Here is a 16555-nt window from a genome sequence, read left to right on the forward strand (position 1 = left end):
TCAAGCATGGCTAACTTATCTCTTAACCCGATGGCAACCACGAACGCGCTGGGTTCTTTCGGTGTGCAGTCCGACGGTTATATTCAGGGCGTTGCGCTGGATGACCCGGCGAACCGCTTTAATCTGGCTGCTGGCACAGTGGCACCAACCGAAACCAAACCTCTGTGGGGTGGGCTGCCCGTCGCCGAGCTTCTTCCAGGTACCAGCTCAAGCCCTCGCGGTTCGTTTATCCGCCGCGCGGTGTCTGTTGCCGAACTGGAAGGCTTTACCGTCTTCAATCAGGCGCACAACGGCCTGACCACTCCGCAGTCTCCGGTTCCGCTGTACGCATCCGGCATGAGCGTTTCCTACTATCGCCTGGGCTCTAGCATGCGCATTCCGCTGAAAGCATCTGCGCAGGTTGTTGCGCTGGGTACCGCTGGTGCTTCAGTGAAAACACCGCTGGCTTGGGATTTCGTGAACAACCAGATCACCACTGCGGCGGCAGCTGGCTTCGCCGGTTCCGATATCGCGACAACTGATGTGTCCTATGCCTCTGGCGTGGCTACAGCAACCACTGCTTCAGCGCATGGCCTGACGGCTGGCCAGTACGTAAAAATCAGCGGCGTTGCTCCATCGGCGTACAACGGCACCGTTGTTGTGTTGTCTGTACCGAGTGCAACCACCTTTACTTACACCCCGGCGACAGCACCAGGCGGTGCAGCGACCACGCAGGGCACCATCGGTGCGGTAACGCTTTCCGACATCACACTGCCAGTGAAAGTGCTCGCCGTCGAAACAGGTAACTCCAAAACTGTCACCTATGACAGCTCAACTGGTTTCCTGACCTGGAATAACAACGACAGCTGCGCGCTGGTCTTACTTTAATCAGGAGCTGAATTAAATGGCTGCAATTACCCCCAGCTACACTATCGTCAATCCGTCGTATATCGCGCCGGAAATGATCCTTGGTTACCAGCAGGCGTCAGGTGCGTTTGAAACTATCGCCAGCGGTAATCCTCAGGTCCGAATTGGCGTTGGCGACCAGTACGCCTACATGCGCCGCCTGGATATTCGCACCCAGGTAACCTCCAGCCAGTCGGGTAACGCCAACCAGTTGCCGAGCTTGGCACTTGATGCCCGGATGATTTCCACCCCAACTTACCTGTTCCGCTGCCGTGGTATCTACGATCACCACGACATGGCGGCAGCCGGTAACTGGAATTTTGCTCTGCCGGAAGCTCAACGTCTCGGCATGCGACAGGGTATTTTCCAGCAACTTCGTTCTGCACTGTTGTACGGCATGAATCCGGCTGGTGGTGAAGGATTGTTGAATACTGCTGGCGCAACAACCGAAACACTGCCAGCAGACAGCGCCGGAAATACCACTGTGCTGACCTACGATCATGGTCAAATGGCCGTTTACCTGCTCGGTCACGTCCAGGCGGCAATGACCCGCACCATGCAGTTAGGTCGCCAGTTGCGCGTCGTTATTCTCGGTCCTCAGCGCGTTCTGGGTGCAATGGAGATCCAGCAGATTGTCCAGCTGACCTCATATCAGCGTCCTGGTGGCGGTACCGATACCGTTGGCAACACCGTGAAGGAGGTTCTGAAAGGGGCAAATGTTCAGGTGGACTGGGTTTATGACGACACGCTGATCGGAAAAGGCGCGGGCGGAACAGACGCGGTGGTCATTACCATCCCTGAAGTTGAAGTGCCGATGGTCAATTCCACCGTGAACACCAACGAATTCGCCAAGCTGACCCCGTCTCTTGCCGCGAATGCGCTGATGTTCTGTGATATGGCTGCACCGCGTGAAATTCCGACACCGATCGCTGGTGGCGCCATTGATGTTCTGTCCGAAATGCGTTCAACCGCAGGCTGGGCAGTTCGTCCGGAAGCCATCACCATCCTGTCTATGGCGTACAGCGCCTGATCCATTATTTGAAATGAACTAGCCCCCACAGGGATATCTCTGCGGGGGCTTTTTTACGAGGGTAACTAATGAAACTGTATATCGCCAACACCACTAAACAGCGTCATATCTTCACCTATCGCAAGCTGGAGACAGGGAGACTTGTTCAGATCCCTATTGAGCACGGCGCACAAATGATGGTTCTTGATGGCTCCACCGAAGAGGTTGACGCGGTTATTCAGCACCATCGTGTTTATGGTCTGGTTGATTCGACAAAAATTGATCAGAGTAAAGATTTTGTCGGTCTTTGCTACAGCATTAACAAGCCTGTTTCGGCATCGGTAATCGAGAAAACTATTCGCGACAACGATGTTCATTTGACACGTAACGCTCACAACCTCCGGCAGGCATCAATTATTGCTCACGACAGTACGCTGCGAAACAGTGGTACGGGTTACGACGGTGATATGGAATTCAGCGTTGAGCAGGCCAGAGGCCGTGATGAAAGCGACGAAACTCAGGTCGTTAACGAGACGATTGTTACTCCGAAAGCCGGGAATAAGAAAAAATGAGCGTAAATCTGGCTGCATTCATCATATTCGTTCGCACAGATATGGGCGTAACCGCCAGCCAGGTTCCTTATGACTCTCCGTCCTTTGTTGTTGCGTATAACGCGGCCGTGGAATGGGTGAACCGGGATATTGAACTGGTTATGCCCAGCCTGTATGAGGTTGCCGTTTACAATCTTGGCGCATCGTTTCTGGTCAACTACGGTACTGAGTCGGTATTTGCTGAATTCAGGAAAGAGTATGGGCTGAATGATTTCAAGGCTGGCGTGATAACGGGGGCCGGGGATAACTCAACCAGCGCGCAGCGTCTTGTGCCTGACTTCTTCAAAGATTTGTCTCTGGCCGATCTGCAGATGTTGCAGGACCCTTGGGGACGCCGCTATCTGATGATTGCCCAGCAGTTCGGTAGCCTGTGGGGGCTGTCATGATCACCTTTCATCTTGGCGTTATCGACATTCCCTACGAGGATGAAAACACCACGACCGGGGATGTTGCTGAGTACCTGGAAGAAAAATACCAGATTATGCAGACCTTTTTTGACAGGTACGGAAACGACATCGCCGACCTGATGAGTAAAGACCTCGCCGCAAATCTTGAAAATATGCTGGCTGGCGCGCCGCCGTTAAGGGATCCGCTTGCGGAATCCATGTCACGCGTTCACGACCTGTTCGTGGCCTTTCTGGATAACGAAGAGATGAACGGCATGTCAGGTGTGCCAACCCGACGCGCGCTGCTGGGTATATCTAAACGCTTCAAAAATAAGAAGGGCGATCCGCGGGCATCCTTTATCGATACAGGAAACTATCAGGCGGCAATGCGCGCCTGGGTAAGCGGGGTATTAAATGCCTTCCCTGAGTGAACTACAGCAGAATGCAAAAACAGAGCTTAACGCGGCTCTGACGCAGGGGCTTGACGACCTCAGTCGCTTTCAGGTGGTTACGTTTACGAAGTATATCCGGAAGGTTCTTCCGCTTGATGGATTCGTGTTCTGGGTTAAAGCCTCAGTCCTGTCTGATAACCCGGGCAACGAACCCGACACGGTAAACGTCAAAGGCTACCTTCATCTGACGACAGAAACCATCCAGGACGATGAACAACTCTACGACCGCAACGTCGTTACGTTTACTGCGCAGGCCGATATAGACCCATTCAACGATATTGGGTCGGACGTCCTGTACATCGGCGAGTTCTTTGGCATTCAGTTTTCTTTCTCCCGTCGAACCGGGCTGAACGAACCGGCCAATCTTTATCACTACACAGGGGAGGCGATCTATCCGCATATGCGGTCGCAGATTATCAACTCTGCGGATGATATCGACCTGAGTGACGTTGTGGTTTCCAGTTCGTTGCCTGTATGGCTTGGGCTGAGTCAGTTTATGCCAATGTTTCCGGCGATGCTTTCCACGCAGAACCTGTCGCCTCCCTTCGCGACAATACGGTGCAGCAATGTCTCTCCGATCGCCGGGGCGTTTTATATCGATGAACGCGACAACCAGTACCAGCTGGTTTCCGAGGATGTGACGATTTCGATTACAGGCCTCAGGAATGCCGTGGTTGAGGACTTTCTGCGATATGTTCAGCAGTACACCCTGCGCGATGATGCAGAAATGGGCGTAATGAATATTCCTGTGATACAGGATGAGCGCGTCACGCAGAACGAGCTCAACATTATCGCCATGCGGAAAAAGGTCAAATTCAAAGTTAATTACTACCAGCAGCGGATGAGGAACGTCGCCCGCAGGCTGATCACGTCTGCAATTCCGTCCATTTATGTGGAGAAATAATCCAAATGGCAATAGTAAATATCAATGTGTCGGTGACCAGTCCGCCGAAACCCTCCCAGTTGTTAAAGTCAGGCGCTCTGGTATCAACGGGGGGAACCACGCTGGCGGCGGGGAGTTATCAGTTGCTGACGTCCAAAGACGATCTAAAAAATATCGTTGCGCCAGCAAAAGCTATTTCTTCGCTTGCGTGGGCCGGGAATACCGTCACGGTGACTCTTTCAGAAAATCATGGCTGGTCCATTGATGAAACGATCCCTGTTGTGATTTCTGGTGCTGCGCCTGCTGCTTATAACGGGGCATATACAGCGTCTGTGACAGGCGAAAAAACGTTTACTTATCCCCTGAACAGTGATCCCGGTACAGCAACGGTTACAGGTACCGTAACGTCTGTTGCCGCCGGAGAACTCCAGCAGATGAACACCACGTACTGGGCACAGGGGACCAGCCGGGCGGTTTATGTCCTTGAGCTGGGTGAGATGAATGTAAAATCTGCGGTTGCGGCCCTTGGTACGTTCATTGATGAAGATACTTCTCTGGGAAACACATACCAGAAATTTTTCTCTTACCTTGTGCCGAGGGAATGGGACGCCGAACCGACCTTTAAAACGCTGGCGAACAATTACACTTCGCCCGGCGCGCTGGTGAAATTTTTCGTCACTACCACGATTGCGACGTACCAGGAATGGGTATCCGGCAAATATCCGAATGTCTTTGCCGGGGTTGAGGCGCCGTCAATTGGCGCAACTGAGTTCTCGATGGCGGCACCGTTCCAGTCCTCACTGGCAAACGATCCGGGATCATCAAACATGGTCCCGCCGATGGCGTACCGCTTTATGTATGGCGTAACGGAGTATCCGCCGGCAGGTAATGGTACGTTGCTGAAAACCCTGCAGGATAACCATATCAACTATATCGGCACGGCGGCAGAAGGTGGCCTGAGCAATAAAATGCTGGTGGCCGGTCACATGCTTGACGGTATGCCGTTTAACTACTGGTACTCGGTGGCATGGTGTGCAATCAACCTTGAGCTGGATCTGGCGAATGAAGTGATTAACGGTTCTAACACTACTGTTAACCCGCTTTATTACGATCAGCAGGGAATTGGTCGCCTGCAACGACGCGCTTTGAAAACTCTCCGTTCCGGTATCAGTTACGGGCTAATCCTCGGTCAGGTGATTGATACGCAACTCACGCAGGAATCGTTCAACGCGGAATATGAAAAAGGCTCTTATGCCGGGAACGCGGTCATCAACGCAGTACCGTTCGCTGACTATACCAGCCTGAATCAGTCCGATTACGCCGATGGAAAATATAACGGCCTGAGTGCGGTTGTCACCCCGCGTCGTGGTTTTGAGTCCATCACTTTTAATCTCAACGTGACCAATTTTGTGGGGGCGTAATAAATGCCAAATCCATTAGTACCACAGGGCTTTCTTAACCGTGTCAGGGGTGCGGTGACTGTCACGGATATTCCGGCGCTGAATGTCACCGCGTCATTTCTGGGTAAGGATGCGATCAGTATGCGGCCGGATTCGGCTGCAACGGACATTATCCCCACACTGACCGGAACCGTGGGGAGCCAGGTACCTTATCAGCAGGTAACGATCACGATGCATTTACTGCGAACGCAGGGGCTGGCGGCGAGCTATCAGAACCGTTTCGCTTCTGATACGTCGCTGGGAGAGGTCGTTATCACGCCGGATGCCAGCACCTTCGGAAACTACACGGTCCTGAATGCATATCTGGTGAATTTTAATGAACTGACCATCAACGGTATGGATGCCGGATATGTCGTGACGATTTCCGGTTATCTGATCACCAACGATAAAATGTGGGGCTAATGGCCGTGAAAATTGACCGAAAACTGAATTTTGTCAGCACCATCACCCGCGATGACGGATCACTGGTGTATCTGCACATTGTGCCGTTTCCGTATGAAGTCGTTGAGGAAAATTGCGTACTGCTGGGGAATCTGTTCAATAATTTTTTCTCCCTGGTGGGTTCGGTAGGTGCGCCCCGCGTGGCGGCGATGATGCTGCGAAAAATCATCAAAGCGCGGCAGGAGGCAGGAGATCTTCAGCCAGGAACGCCGAATATTGTCGATGAGATACAGCGTTTGACAACGGTCATCTGGAACGATAACGGAACCTGGAAAACGTCTTCGCTGGAGGCTGCATTCAGGCAGGAAATTATCACCGATGATGAGTACCGGGAAGTTGAGGGCGAGGTCGTTTTTTTTATGGTGAGCTCTGCCATTCAGAAAGCGAACCTGATCGCACCGACGGTGGGGAAAGCGCTCGATATGTACAGTGGGCAACTTGTGTCATTGAGCGCTATGGCGTATCGCGATTCTTTACCGACGTCGAAAACGGCTACCGATACCCCGACCCCGGAAGCCCTGCCGGAACCCTCACACATACCCTCCTGACATGGGCCTCATGCGAAGGCTTCAGTCACCTCTGTCGTGAACTGGGCTGCGGTGAATATAAAAGCCCGCTCCATTTCCGGCAGCGGTTCATTCTGGAGGAAATAAGACGCAAGGGGTATTTCAATGGCGGCTAAATCCATTGTCGAAATTGATGTTCAGGACGAGAAATTTCAGTCGTTCCTGGAAAAATTCAATGAATACCAGAAAGCACTCGGCGAATTACCTGAACAATGGCGGGGGGCGGTTCACGGACTCGGCGAGGCCGCAAAGGAGACAGAACGTGTCCGGGATGGTACGGAGGGGATTACAAAAGCGTTCGCTGATGGCGTTGCGGCGTTAGCATCTGTTAATGACGGCCTCGATCGACTCAACGGTAATCTGGAGAAGGCCACAAAAACCCAGACGGAGTTTAACAAGAAGTCCGGCGGTGCGCGCAATTTCCTGAATAAAGCCAGCAAGGATGCGAAATCGCTGGCAGGTCATATTAAAGATGCCACAACCAGCCTGCTTTCATGGGGAACCGTTCTGGGGCTTTTTTCCGGGCTGGCTGGTGCGGGCGGTCTGTGGGGGCTTAACCACCTGGCCGGCAATGCCTCCGCACAACGGTTTACTGCGATGGGGCTGGGGACGACGGCAGGTGGACTTAATTCGACTGCTGTCGATTTTCAGAAAGCGCTGGGTAATCCTGTCGGAACTCTGGGCGCCATACGTGATGCGCAGCTTGATTTGAGTAAACGCTGGCAGTTCCGGGCAATGGGAGTCGATAACCCGGACAGGGATCCTGCTGAGCTTTTACCTGAAATGATAAAAGCGGCGCGTGATATTTTTGTGCGTAACGGCAGTACGCAGCAGGGGGCTGAAGCCTACGGGCTGACGAACTATTTCACCCTTGACGATCTGAACCGCTTCAAAAAAATGAGCGATGAAGAAATCGATGCGATGGCGAAACAGGCGCAGCAGGACACTCGCCGCCTTCAGTTGACGGACCAGCAGCTTCGCCAGTGGCAGGATTTCAACATTCAGCTCGACCGCAGTAAGGTCAGTATCGGGAATACGTTTATCCGGGGACTGGCACCGCTGGCGCCGGAGCTGGGAAAACTTTCGGATGCCTTTTCCGGCGCGATTGAAACGGTCCTCAAATCGCCGGAACTGGGGAAATGGATTGATGGCCTTTCAGATGGTATACGCCGGTTTGGTAATTATCTGGCTTCCCCCGAATTCCAGAAAGATGTTGAAGCTTTCATATCCGGTGTGGAGCGGCTTGGTCGGGTTATCGGCAAAGTCATTGACTGGATAAGTGGTAAATCCGACATCACGACGGATGACATTAAATCCCGGTCATCGATACTCAGCGACGAGAAGCGCACCGATCCCGTTACCAGTGAGACTTACACCCCGGGTGGGGATGATGATCCGCGAGTGTGGTCGTGGCTGAAAGGGGTAAAAAAATTCTTTGCATCAGGAGATGTTAAGCCGGTCGACGGGAAACAGGCTGATGTTCATGCTAAGGGGCGAACCATTGCTGACAGGTTCAATAATCCTGCGAATTTACGTTATGCCGCAGGTTATGAAACCGCCAATACCAGAAGCGGGAAATTTGCTGTGTTCCCCAGCCTGGATGAAGGCGTTCTCGCTGCTGCAAAACAACTGCAAATATACGGCACAAAGGGCATCAACAATATCCACGATATTATCAGTAAATGGGCTCCATCTAACGAGAACAATACGAAAGCATATATCGGGCATGTTGTGAATGCGACTGGCCGCAGCGAATTCGAAAAGCTGAATTTAAATGATACCCGGACGCTCGCGAAATTAATTACTGCCATGTCAGTAAAAGAAGGTGCCGGCTCCCGGTTAAGTGAAGGGAAGGTTATACAGATTATCAATAATGCCGGAGGTCATTTTCAGGAATCGCAGAAAAAATCTTTGCAGGATATAAATCCATCCGACAGCGTGCGGAGACAATATCTTGCCCAGTATGGTTCTGAATTGCCAGGTACCAGCACAAATAACCCTGTCGTACAACCAGTACAACAGGGTTCGGGGAAAACTGACCAGATACTGCAACAAATTCTGGATAACCAGAAGCGTGGTCATGCTCAGGGACTTGTTGTTTATAACAATACCGGCGGTAATGCAGTTGTATCCAGTACGCAACTTGGAGGGTTCGGTTAATGTCATTTACCCGCGAGCTCTACAAGCTCGGTTTTGAAATCTCCCCGGTTATTCTCTGCGATGGTGTGGCGCAGAGTATACCCGGCGGCATGTTGCCGATAGTCGCCCTGACCCAGAGCGCCAGCTACGTTTCAGGTCTGATGGGGGGCGCTATTGAACTGACGGATCTGGATAAGTATTTCTGCCACTGGCGAGCGGCGCCCGGTGGGACAATGGTTGATTACGACATTGGTCGTTATCCGTTTGCAAATCAGGCGGTGGCAGCCAATGCGCTTCTCTCGCAGCCGCTGCGCATTCCAATGCTGATGGATGCGCCGGTAAATGAAAACACTGGCGCCATGACAAAGCTGGTCACGCTGAGTTCGTTGCAGGCCGTATTGCAGGCACACGCCAGTCTTGGCGGAACGTTTATTGTGGCAACGCCAGGTATTATTTACAGCAACTGCATACTGAGAACGGTGCGTGATGTTACCGGATCGAATGATGCCTTACCGCAGCGGCAATGGTTATGGGATTTTGAGCAACCACTGCTTTCTGAAACCGGGGCTGAACAGGCGATAAACAGTTATCTGGGCAAGATTGATAACGGGGACAAGGCAACAGAAAGCGCCTGGACCAGTACCATCTCGGCGATTGGTAATACCTCACTCGGCAGTAGTGTATCGGGTGCGGTTATTGGCTTAATCGGAAAACTGAGCGGGGCATTTAATTTATGAGCATGGCGTATTATCCCTTCTCCGGTAACGAACAGAAAAGCATGGTCTTTACTCCCGTTCTCGATGGTGAAGTTTATAACTGCCAGACGAAATGGAATATTGCCGCCCAGCGCTGGTACCTCAATATCACGGATAACTCAGGCCGTCGGCAACTGACAATACCGGTTATTGGTTCCCCAAAGAATTACGATATTAATTTACTGGTGGGGGCATTCAGCAAAACCAGAATGGTATGGCGTGTTTCTGACGGTCAGATTGAGGTATTTAACTGATGCGTTTCTACGACATTCAGATTTTTAATGCTTCGGATGCTAAGGGCAACCCCGGTACGCTGTACAGACAGTACAGTAGCATGAAAAACGGGGTATTTAACCCGGGGTGCCTGATGGTTGAATTCGACCTTCTCCGTTTTGGTGAATCCACTCCCAAAGGGCAGAGCTGCATCACTGTCTGGGGCATCAGTCCGCAGGAAATGCAACAGGCCAGACAGGATATGTTTGGCATGACCATAAAAATGTGGGTGGGAATGTCAAAAGGGTTGCCGCTGGCGAAACCGGAACAGCGTGGACTGGTGCTGGAAGGGACCATCTGGCAGGTGCTGGGAAACTGGCAGGGGACCGAGTTACGGCTGGATCTTATTGTGACCGCCGGCCCTGTGTCTGACGTTAACCCACTACCGCTGGCACCCGTAAATTTAACGGTGCCGTGGAACAAAGGGGTTAAGCTTTCTGTCGCGCTGACGCAATGCTTTCAGACGCTGGGGGGTGACTACCGGTTCTCAGTCAGTATCAGCGATCGCCTGGTGAATAATTATGACAGCAATATGTTTTGCGGTAGTCTCCAGGAGCTTGCGACCAGACTTAACTCGCTGAGTAAAAGCATCATTAAGGACAGTAATTATTCTGGTGTTGAAATAGCGATGGTGAACGGCAGGGAGATCCGCGTATTCGATAACGATTTTGCTAACCACCAGGATAAAGATTCAAAAAAAAGCGCCTCTTACAGAAGTAAAAATCCCGTGCAAATTGAATTTACCGATCTTGTTGGTCAACCGACATGGATCCAGTTTGGTACGGTATCCATTCCCTGCGTTATGCGCAGCGATATTCAGGTGGGCGATTATATCCGGATGCCGAAGAAATTAAGGCCGATGATCCAGGCATCGTCATACTCACAGTTTCGTGATGACTCGGCTTTTACGGGGGATTTTCTGGTGTCTTCGGTCCGTCTGGTGGGTAACAGCAGGCAACCGGACGCAAACAGTTGGGTAACTGTTATCGAGGCGCATCCAACAGGGGGGATTGCTGCAACATGAGTATAAATAAAAAACTCAATTTTGGCGGCAATATGAATAATTTCGCCGACCAGAAAATAGCCGCCGCTATGCAGATGGCCGGAAAGATTTTACCCGCAGAGGTCGTCAGTCAGTCCGGGAAAATGGTCACTGTTACCTTTTTGCTGCGGGACATTCCCTACACGTTACCTCAGTTGACCATTCCGCTATTCGGCCCTCAGTACATCAGATACCCGATGCAAAAAGGAGATAAGGGGATAGTCATCCCGGCGGATACCTACCTGGGCGGCGCCAGCGGCCTCGGAGGGGGAACGGCTGATCTGACACCCCCCGCAAATCTCAGTGCGCTGGTGTTTTTACCCATCAGTAACACGGAGTGGGAGAACGTCGATGGTCAGGTACTGACGCTGTACGGGCCGGAGGGGGTAACCATTCGTGATGCGAAAAGCAACACTACGTTTCTGCTCACACCGGAAAGTATCACGATTGCCACACCTGAAAAATTCGAAGTGACGGTGGGCAGTACAGTTCTGACGCTCACCGCTGGTACCTGGTCGCTGACAGGGCAGAGTGGAACACTGACTGACAGTGCGGCCAGCACCAGCCCGAAAATCATGCTGGAGGGCTGGGAAAAGCTGGTTCAGTGGGTTAACAGCCACAGGCACAGCAATGGTAATGACGGACAGGATACCGGAGGGCCAACGTCACAATTCAACGGGAGTATTACCGAATGAGGACATACGGACGAGATAAAGACGGGAAGTGGGTAACGGTCACGACTGACGAAAACGGGTTTAACGATTCTGTGTATCTCACAACGCTGGTGCAGAATCTGAAGCTGTCCCCGCAGGAGTCCCCGTTTTTTGCTAATCACGGTATACCGGCTAACGGCTCAGTTATTCAGCAGATACTGCCGACTTTTTATGTTAACCGGCTCCAGCAGCAGTTCAGCAAATATTTTTCCTCTCTACAGATTGCGCTGGCGGATGTTGATCCCCCTGTTTACAACATTTCGTCGATTACTAACTCAGGCTCTAAAATAGTGGCTCAGGTGTATGTATGAGTGATTTACCCATTAGTTATGATATTGCCGGCCCTGTTCCTAAAACGACGGATGAACTCCGGCAACTGGTTATTGATACTGCAACAGCGCTGTCCCCGGGGATAACCACAAATCTGCCAGGATCGCTGATTGAAGATATGGTCAGTACGAGCGTCGGTGCGCTTGTGGTATGTGATCAGGCGCGGGTTGACCTGATTAACTCATGCAGCCCGTATGCGGCAAATGTACACCTGCTGGCGCAACTGGGTGATATGTACGGCGTTCAGAAAGGGCAGGGTACCAATACATCGGTTTATGTGGTGTTCAGTGGCCCGCCCGGGTTTGCTATACCGAAAGGTTTTATGGTCGGGGATGGAACCTACACCTATACCGTTCAGCGTGACACGATGCTCCCGGAAAGTGGACAAACGGAGCCTGTCTATTGCCTGGCAACAACCGGGGGCTCCTGGGCAGTACCTGCGGGGACTGTAAATCAGATAAAAACCTCAGTACCGAATACATATAACCTGACCTGCACCAACCTTACCGCTGGATTACCCGGCGCGCAGGAACAGACTTTTTCTTCATACCGTGCCCAGGTATTCCAGGCGGGTATGTACGGTGTACAGGGAACGCCTGACTGTTACCGGATTGAACTGAAAAATGTTTATGGTGTACAGGAGAATCTGATCTCATACCGACAGGCATCGCTCGGGGCATGGGTAGCGATAGCTGGTGGCGGCGATCCTTATGAAGTGGCTTACGCTATCTATAAAGCCGTGCCAGATATCTCCGTACTGACGAATGATGTAGTGAATCCATCAGGCGCTGCGGTGGATAAAAAAACGATACCGATCATTGTGTATCCGGATACGTATCACGTGCCGTTTGTAGTGCCATCATCACAAAACGTTACGCTTTTAATCACCTGGAATACAGCCTCAACCAGCTATATCGATCCAACCGGGATTGAAAAAGCAGTGCAGCAAAGCATTGCTGATTACATTAACGGAATTGCAACGGGTGAACCAATAAACATTTTCCTGATTCGGGATATTTTTCTTAATCAGGTTAAGGGGCTTGTATCTTCAAACCTTGTATCAATGATTGATATTCAGGTTGGAATAAACGGAAAAATTGTCCCACCTGCAACCGACTCCAGCCTGGTTTATGGTGATACTTACGCCTATTTTTCCACTTCATCTTCACAAATTCAGGTTAAGCAATATGGCAGCTCTTCTTGAAAGCATTATTCCGGCCTACCCCTATACGCAATATAATGACGATCCGGATATAGTTGCCTTTTTTGATGCTTATAACAAACTGGCACAGGGGTATCTTGATTACTTTAACAACCTGAATTTACCTTGCTGGACCTCCCCGGCGATTACCGGTGAGTTGCTGGACTGGATTGCGGCGGGTATTTATGGGGAATCACGCCCCCTGCTTCAGATCTCCGAGGATGCCATTGCACGTGGAGCGTATAACACTATTGAGTACAATAATGTCGCGTATGCAAAACTGAGAAATTATGTTCCCGGCTCAGCGTCATATGTTCCGGACGACTATTTTAAACGGATACTGACATGGAATTTTTATAAAGGCGATGGTTCGCACTTCTGCATCAACTGGTTCAAACGACGGCTTGCACGCTTTATACATGGAGCTAACGGAATAGACCCACCTGTACAGTCCACTTTTGATATTAGTGTAATGCCCGATAAGGGCATTTTTTTTGTCTCCATTCCTGACTATGGCGATGGTGTCGGGCACTTTCTTAAAGATGCAATTGACCAGTCGCTGGTGAAACTCCCATTTATTTATACCTATTCGGTAACGGTGGTTGAGCAATGATTATTGGATTCGGAAATAATGTCGTCTCCTCACTGGCGGCTGATATTACCGCCAGCCAGACGACCATTCAGGTGATGCCTGGTGCGGGAGCGATGTTTGCTAATTTGCTTACCAGCGATTATGCGAACAGCTCAAACCCTCTTAAAACTTACGCCAAAATTACACTGACAGACGCAAAAGAAACAGTTTTTGAGGTATGCCATCTGACAGCAGTTAATAATGACATGCTGACGGTTATTCGCGGTCAGGAAGGTACAACAGCGAAGGGATGGTCACTGAATGACGTTATAGCGAATTTTGCGACGCGAGGATCTGAAAATCAGTTTGTACAAATTGAAGAGCTCCAGAGTGGGCATTATGTCGCTGGTGTGGCCGGAGGTACAGAGAATAATCTGACGCTGGAGTTACCAGCAACTTATTTCGTCAATGGTGGAGTTGACTGGACATTGCGCACTCCACTTGTGGTTATTCCGGCGCTAAACAATACCGGAGCCAGCACTCTGCAACTGACGATGGGGGGGCGTGTGCTTGGCAAATTCCCACTATACAAGGGGAATAAAGCAGAGTTATCGGCCAATGATATTATTAAAGATGCTCCTGTCCTATGCGTTCTGGATAATACAAAAACCTATTTTTCTGTGCTTAATCCCCTGGAGATTTATTTGGGATCACGGTATTTGCAGAAAGACCAGAATCTGGCCGATGTCAACGATAAAGCGCAGGCCCGTCAGTCCCTACAACTCGGCGACAGCGCGACCCGCAACGTTGGCACCACTCAGGGAACGGTAGCCGCAGGTGACGACAGCCGCATCACTGGCGCCCTGCAAAAATCGCAGAACGGCGGCGATATTCCGGACAAAAAACAATTTGCGAGAACTATCGGTGCTGTGACCTCTACCAACATCACATTTAATAATGCTTCTGGATGGTACAAAATCGCCACGGTTGTAATGCCGCAGGCTACATCAACTGCGGTGATTAAATTATATGGAGGGGCTGGGTTTAACGTTGGCTTATTTGAGCAGGCGGCAATCAGTGAATTAGTGCTGCGTGCCGGTAATGGTTCACCTGTTGGAATAACCGCCACGCTGTGGAGACGCTCGCCGACTTCTGCTAACGAGGTCGCATGGGTTAATACATCAGGCGACACTTACGATATTTATATTAATATCGGCCAGCATGCGCACTGGTTAATTGCGCAATATGATTACACCGGCAATGCAAATGTCACGCTGTACAGCACGCCTGAATATTCATCAGTACAGCCGGGAAACTCAACCAGCGGTCAGACATATACACTGTTTAATAGTCTGATGAAACCCACTTACGAAGATGTGGGTGCATTGCCGATTACAGGGGGGCAGCTTAACGGCCCGCTGGGTATTGGTACTGACAATGCACTGGGCGGTAATTCGATTGTGCTCGGTGATAACGATACAGGGTTTAAACAGGATGGCGACGGCATTCTGGGTATTTACGCCAATAATGCCCGGGTCGGTTATATCGACAATTCCGGGTTACACCTGTCAGTAGATGTTCTCACTAATGGTGGCATACGAGCAGGTGACGGGAAAAGGCTGTCACTGACGAGTAATAATAATTCGACAATGACAGCCACGTTTAATTTATGGGGCGACGCAAACAGGCCTACTGTTATTGAACTGGACGACGATCAGGGATGGCATCTGTACAGCCAGCGAAATCCTGATGGTTCGATTGTCTTTACGGTCAATGGCGATATCACCGCTAACACGCTTCGTGCAGGCGGGGCCATCTATCAGAATAACGGCGACATCTTTGGTTCTGTCTGGGGGAATAGCTGGCTGAGTCTTTGGATTAATAATAATTTCGTCACAGATGTTCAGTTAGGGGCTGGCACATCAGTGACTACCTGGAACAATGCAGGTTCATGGCCTAACACTCCCGGGTATGTAGTTACCTCCGTCTGGAAAGATAATCAAGGCGAAAATATTGATGGTATTAATTATGCGCCTTTGCAAAAACGAGTCGGGAATCAGTGGTATACCGTACAAGGGGGAACGGTATAATGAAAAAATATCAGGATATTAAAAATTTCAGACTGATTGACGCGCCTGTAAACAGGGGTAAAACTCAGGCCGAAATAAATATAGGTGCATATTTTCTGGAGTCAGAAGACGGGCAGGACTGGTATGAGTGTCAGTCATTATTTTCTGATGATACTGCAAAAATAATGTACGACCCTGAGGGGGTGGTCTGGGGTGTTGTTAATAAGCCAGTCCCGCAACGTGGAAACACATATGCTGTATCAATGTTGTGGCCGGTTAATATGTCTGTTGCGGAAATAGACGCTGCTGACTGTCCTGATGATTGCCGTGGTGATGGTACGTGGTTATATCAGGACGGTAAAGTCGTTCAGCGGGGTTATTCTCCGGAAGAGCTGCGTAAAAAGGCTGAGGCTGAAAAAATTCGTCGCCTTTCTGAAGCTGAATCAGCCATCGCACCACTGGCGCGGGCAGTAAAACTAAAAATTGCCACAGATGAAGAGATTAAACGGCTTGAAGCATGGGAACTCTACAGCGTAATGGTTAACCGTGTGGATACAGCTTCCCCTGACTGGCCGGAGGTGCCGGATGTGGCGTGAAGCGCGTCTGGCTTTTACGGATTCCCTGGCTGCGCTGGATTGTTCCGTCGTTCCGGCGCATCCGTGGATTCACGGTTTGGGGCAACAGACAGATAACTGGGCAGGTATGATGCAGGCAATGGTCTTCAGGGATTTAAAATCCATGGGCGCCAACTGCAAATGAAAAAGGATAC

The 16555-nt window shown here is 50.7% G+C and carries 20 protein-coding genes; all 20 read left to right on the top strand.

All coding sequences use genetic code 11. The annotated features are described in order from the left end of the window. The first annotated feature begins 6 nt into the window (after positions 1-6). The 20 genes from QEN31_RS08930 (at position 7) to QEN31_RS09025 (ending at position 16545) form a co-directional block, all read left to right on the top strand. Positions 7-867, top strand: a complete 861-nt coding sequence (locus QEN31_RS08930; RefSeq protein ID WP_000002317.1) for a hypothetical protein — start codon at positions 7-9, stop codon at positions 865-867. A 16-nt stretch (positions 868-883) separates the two neighbouring features. Further along, positions 884-1915, top strand: a complete 1032-nt coding sequence (locus tag QEN31_RS08935; RefSeq protein ID WP_327258392.1) for a DUF2184 domain-containing protein — start codon at positions 884-886, stop codon at positions 1913-1915. A 68-nt stretch (positions 1916-1983) separates the two neighbouring features. Further along, positions 1984-2466: a hypothetical protein gene (locus tag QEN31_RS08940; protein WP_000780868.1), complete on the top strand. Its 483-nt coding sequence runs from the start codon at positions 1984-1986 to the stop codon at positions 2464-2466. Continuing rightward, complete coding sequence (locus QEN31_RS08945; protein ID WP_000115737.1) at positions 2463-2891, top strand: hypothetical protein; 429 nt, start codon at positions 2463-2465, stop codon at positions 2889-2891. The genes QEN31_RS08940 and QEN31_RS08945 overlap by 4 nt, the downstream gene beginning before the upstream one ends. Next, positions 2888-3322: a hypothetical protein gene (locus QEN31_RS08950; RefSeq protein WP_000627557.1), complete on the top strand. Its 435-nt coding sequence runs from the start codon at positions 2888-2890 to the stop codon at positions 3320-3322. Before QEN31_RS08945 ends, QEN31_RS08950 begins: the two co-directional genes overlap by 4 nt. After that, on the top strand, positions 3306-4247 hold the full coding sequence (locus QEN31_RS08955) for a hypothetical protein (RefSeq protein WP_001139601.1): 942 nt from the start codon (positions 3306-3308) through the stop codon (positions 4245-4247). The genes QEN31_RS08950 and QEN31_RS08955 overlap by 17 nt, the downstream gene beginning before the upstream one ends. 5 nt (positions 4248-4252) lie before the next feature. Beyond that, positions 4253-5647 carry a hypothetical protein gene (locus QEN31_RS08960; RefSeq protein ID WP_001018953.1) on the top strand — a complete coding sequence of 465 codons (1395 nt, stop codon included), beginning with the start codon at positions 4253-4255 and terminating at the stop codon, positions 5645-5647. 3 nt (positions 5648-5650) lie between these two features. Next, on the top strand, positions 5651-6088 hold the full coding sequence (locus QEN31_RS08965) for a hypothetical protein (RefSeq protein WP_001133547.1): 438 nt from the start codon (positions 5651-5653) through the stop codon (positions 6086-6088). Continuing rightward, positions 6088-6675 carry a hypothetical protein gene (locus tag QEN31_RS08970; RefSeq protein WP_000268743.1) on the top strand — a complete coding sequence of 196 codons (588 nt, stop codon included), beginning with the start codon at positions 6088-6090 and terminating at the stop codon, positions 6673-6675. Before QEN31_RS08965 ends, QEN31_RS08970 begins: the two co-directional genes overlap by 1 nt. 123 nt (positions 6676-6798) lie before the next feature. Continuing rightward, positions 6799-8853 carry a hypothetical protein gene (locus tag QEN31_RS08975; protein ID WP_000729223.1) on the top strand — a complete coding sequence of 685 codons (2055 nt, stop codon included), beginning with the start codon at positions 6799-6801 and terminating at the stop codon, positions 8851-8853. Continuing rightward, the gene (locus tag QEN31_RS08980; RefSeq protein WP_000011138.1) at positions 8853-9569 is read left to right on the top strand and encodes a hypothetical protein; all 717 of its coding nucleotides are present in this window, start codon (positions 8853-8855) and stop codon (positions 9567-9569) included. Before QEN31_RS08975 ends, QEN31_RS08980 begins: the two co-directional genes overlap by 1 nt. Next, positions 9566-9841, top strand: a complete 276-nt coding sequence (locus tag QEN31_RS08985; RefSeq protein WP_000061271.1) for a hypothetical protein — start codon at positions 9566-9568, stop codon at positions 9839-9841. Before QEN31_RS08980 ends, QEN31_RS08985 begins: the two co-directional genes overlap by 4 nt. Then, positions 9841-10884, top strand: a complete 1044-nt coding sequence (locus QEN31_RS08990; protein ID WP_001213277.1) for a hypothetical protein — start codon at positions 9841-9843, stop codon at positions 10882-10884. Before QEN31_RS08985 ends, QEN31_RS08990 begins: the two co-directional genes overlap by 1 nt. Continuing rightward, entirely contained in the window at positions 10881-11597 is a 717-nt protein-coding gene (locus tag QEN31_RS08995; RefSeq protein WP_000026342.1) for a hypothetical protein, read from the top strand. The genes QEN31_RS08990 and QEN31_RS08995 overlap by 4 nt, the downstream gene beginning before the upstream one ends. Beyond that, positions 11594-11926 (top strand): hypothetical protein, encoded by a 333-nt coding sequence (locus QEN31_RS09000; RefSeq protein ID WP_001261468.1) that lies wholly within the window; start codon positions 11594-11596, stop codon positions 11924-11926. Before QEN31_RS08995 ends, QEN31_RS09000 begins: the two co-directional genes overlap by 4 nt. Further along, a complete protein-coding gene (locus QEN31_RS09005; protein ID WP_001281712.1) occupies positions 11923-13149 on the top strand; it encodes a baseplate J/gp47 family protein in 1227 nt (408 codons plus the stop codon). Before QEN31_RS09000 ends, QEN31_RS09005 begins: the two co-directional genes overlap by 4 nt. Next, positions 13133-13759 carry a hypothetical protein gene (locus QEN31_RS09010; RefSeq protein ID WP_000729406.1) on the top strand — a complete coding sequence of 209 codons (627 nt, stop codon included), beginning with the start codon at positions 13133-13135 and terminating at the stop codon, positions 13757-13759. The genes QEN31_RS09005 and QEN31_RS09010 overlap by 17 nt, the downstream gene beginning before the upstream one ends. After that, positions 13756-15807: a hypothetical protein gene (locus QEN31_RS25375; protein ID WP_000583379.1), complete on the top strand. Its 2052-nt coding sequence runs from the start codon at positions 13756-13758 to the stop codon at positions 15805-15807. Before QEN31_RS09010 ends, QEN31_RS25375 begins: the two co-directional genes overlap by 4 nt. Continuing rightward, complete coding sequence (locus QEN31_RS09020) at positions 15807-16382, top strand: tail fiber assembly protein (RefSeq protein ID WP_000760501.1); 576 nt, start codon at positions 15807-15809, stop codon at positions 16380-16382. The genes QEN31_RS25375 and QEN31_RS09020 overlap by 1 nt, the downstream gene beginning before the upstream one ends. Next, complete coding sequence (locus QEN31_RS09025; protein WP_000267959.1) at positions 16372-16545, top strand: hypothetical protein; 174 nt, start codon at positions 16372-16374, stop codon at positions 16543-16545. Before QEN31_RS09020 ends, QEN31_RS09025 begins: the two co-directional genes overlap by 11 nt. Positions 16546-16555: the final 10 nt, after the last annotated feature.

Source organism: Salmonella sp. SA15303 (assembly GCF_029962125.1).
GTDB classification, from domain to species: Bacteria; Pseudomonadota; Gammaproteobacteria; order Enterobacterales; family Enterobacteriaceae; genus Salmonella; species Salmonella enterica.

Bases quoted from the DNA above. Each gene is read 5' to 3' on its own strand.
- QEN31_RS08985 (WP_000061271.1), top strand. From the start codon at position 9,566: ATGAGCATGGCGTATTATCCCTTCTCCGGTAACGAACAGAAAAGCATG.
- QEN31_RS09005 (WP_001281712.1), top strand. From the start codon at position 11,923: ATGAGTGATTTACCCATTAGTTATGATATTGCCGGCCCTGTTCCTAAA.
- QEN31_RS09010 (WP_000729406.1), top strand. From the start codon at position 13,133: ATGGCAGCTCTTCTTGAAAGCATTATTCCGGCCTACCCCTATACGCAA.
- QEN31_RS08960 (WP_001018953.1), top strand. From the start codon at position 4,253: ATGGCAATAGTAAATATCAATGTGTCGGTGACCAGTCCGCCGAAACCC.
- QEN31_RS25375 (WP_000583379.1), top strand. From the start codon at position 13,756: ATGATTATTGGATTCGGAAATAATGTCGTCTCCTCACTGGCGGCTGAT.
- QEN31_RS08980 (WP_000011138.1), top strand. From the start codon at position 8,853: ATGTCATTTACCCGCGAGCTCTACAAGCTCGGTTTTGAAATCTCCCCG.
- QEN31_RS08990 (WP_001213277.1), top strand. From the start codon at position 9,841: ATGCGTTTCTACGACATTCAGATTTTTAATGCTTCGGATGCTAAGGGC.
- QEN31_RS08945 (WP_000115737.1), top strand. From the start codon at position 2,463: ATGAGCGTAAATCTGGCTGCATTCATCATATTCGTTCGCACAGATATG.
- QEN31_RS09025 (WP_000267959.1), top strand. From the start codon at position 16,372: ATGTGGCGTGAAGCGCGTCTGGCTTTTACGGATTCCCTGGCTGCGCTG.
- QEN31_RS08955 (WP_001139601.1), top strand. From the start codon at position 3,306: ATGCCTTCCCTGAGTGAACTACAGCAGAATGCAAAAACAGAGCTTAAC.
- QEN31_RS09000 (WP_001261468.1), top strand. From the start codon at position 11,594: ATGAGGACATACGGACGAGATAAAGACGGGAAGTGGGTAACGGTCACG.
- QEN31_RS08975 (WP_000729223.1), top strand. From the start codon at position 6,799: ATGGCGGCTAAATCCATTGTCGAAATTGATGTTCAGGACGAGAAATTT.
- QEN31_RS08940 (WP_000780868.1), top strand. From the start codon at position 1,984: ATGAAACTGTATATCGCCAACACCACTAAACAGCGTCATATCTTCACC.
- QEN31_RS09020 (WP_000760501.1), top strand. From the start codon at position 15,807: ATGAAAAAATATCAGGATATTAAAAATTTCAGACTGATTGACGCGCCT.
- QEN31_RS08995 (WP_000026342.1), top strand. From the start codon at position 10,881: ATGAGTATAAATAAAAAACTCAATTTTGGCGGCAATATGAATAATTTC.
- QEN31_RS08965 (WP_001133547.1), top strand. From the start codon at position 5,651: ATGCCAAATCCATTAGTACCACAGGGCTTTCTTAACCGTGTCAGGGGT.
- QEN31_RS08935 (WP_327258392.1), top strand. From the start codon at position 884: ATGGCTGCAATTACCCCCAGCTACACTATCGTCAATCCGTCGTATATC.
- QEN31_RS08950 (WP_000627557.1), top strand. From the start codon at position 2,888: ATGATCACCTTTCATCTTGGCGTTATCGACATTCCCTACGAGGATGAA.
- QEN31_RS08930 (WP_000002317.1), top strand. From the start codon at position 7: ATGGCTAACTTATCTCTTAACCCGATGGCAACCACGAACGCGCTGGGT.
- QEN31_RS08970 (WP_000268743.1), top strand. From the start codon at position 6,088: ATGGCCGTGAAAATTGACCGAAAACTGAATTTTGTCAGCACCATCACC.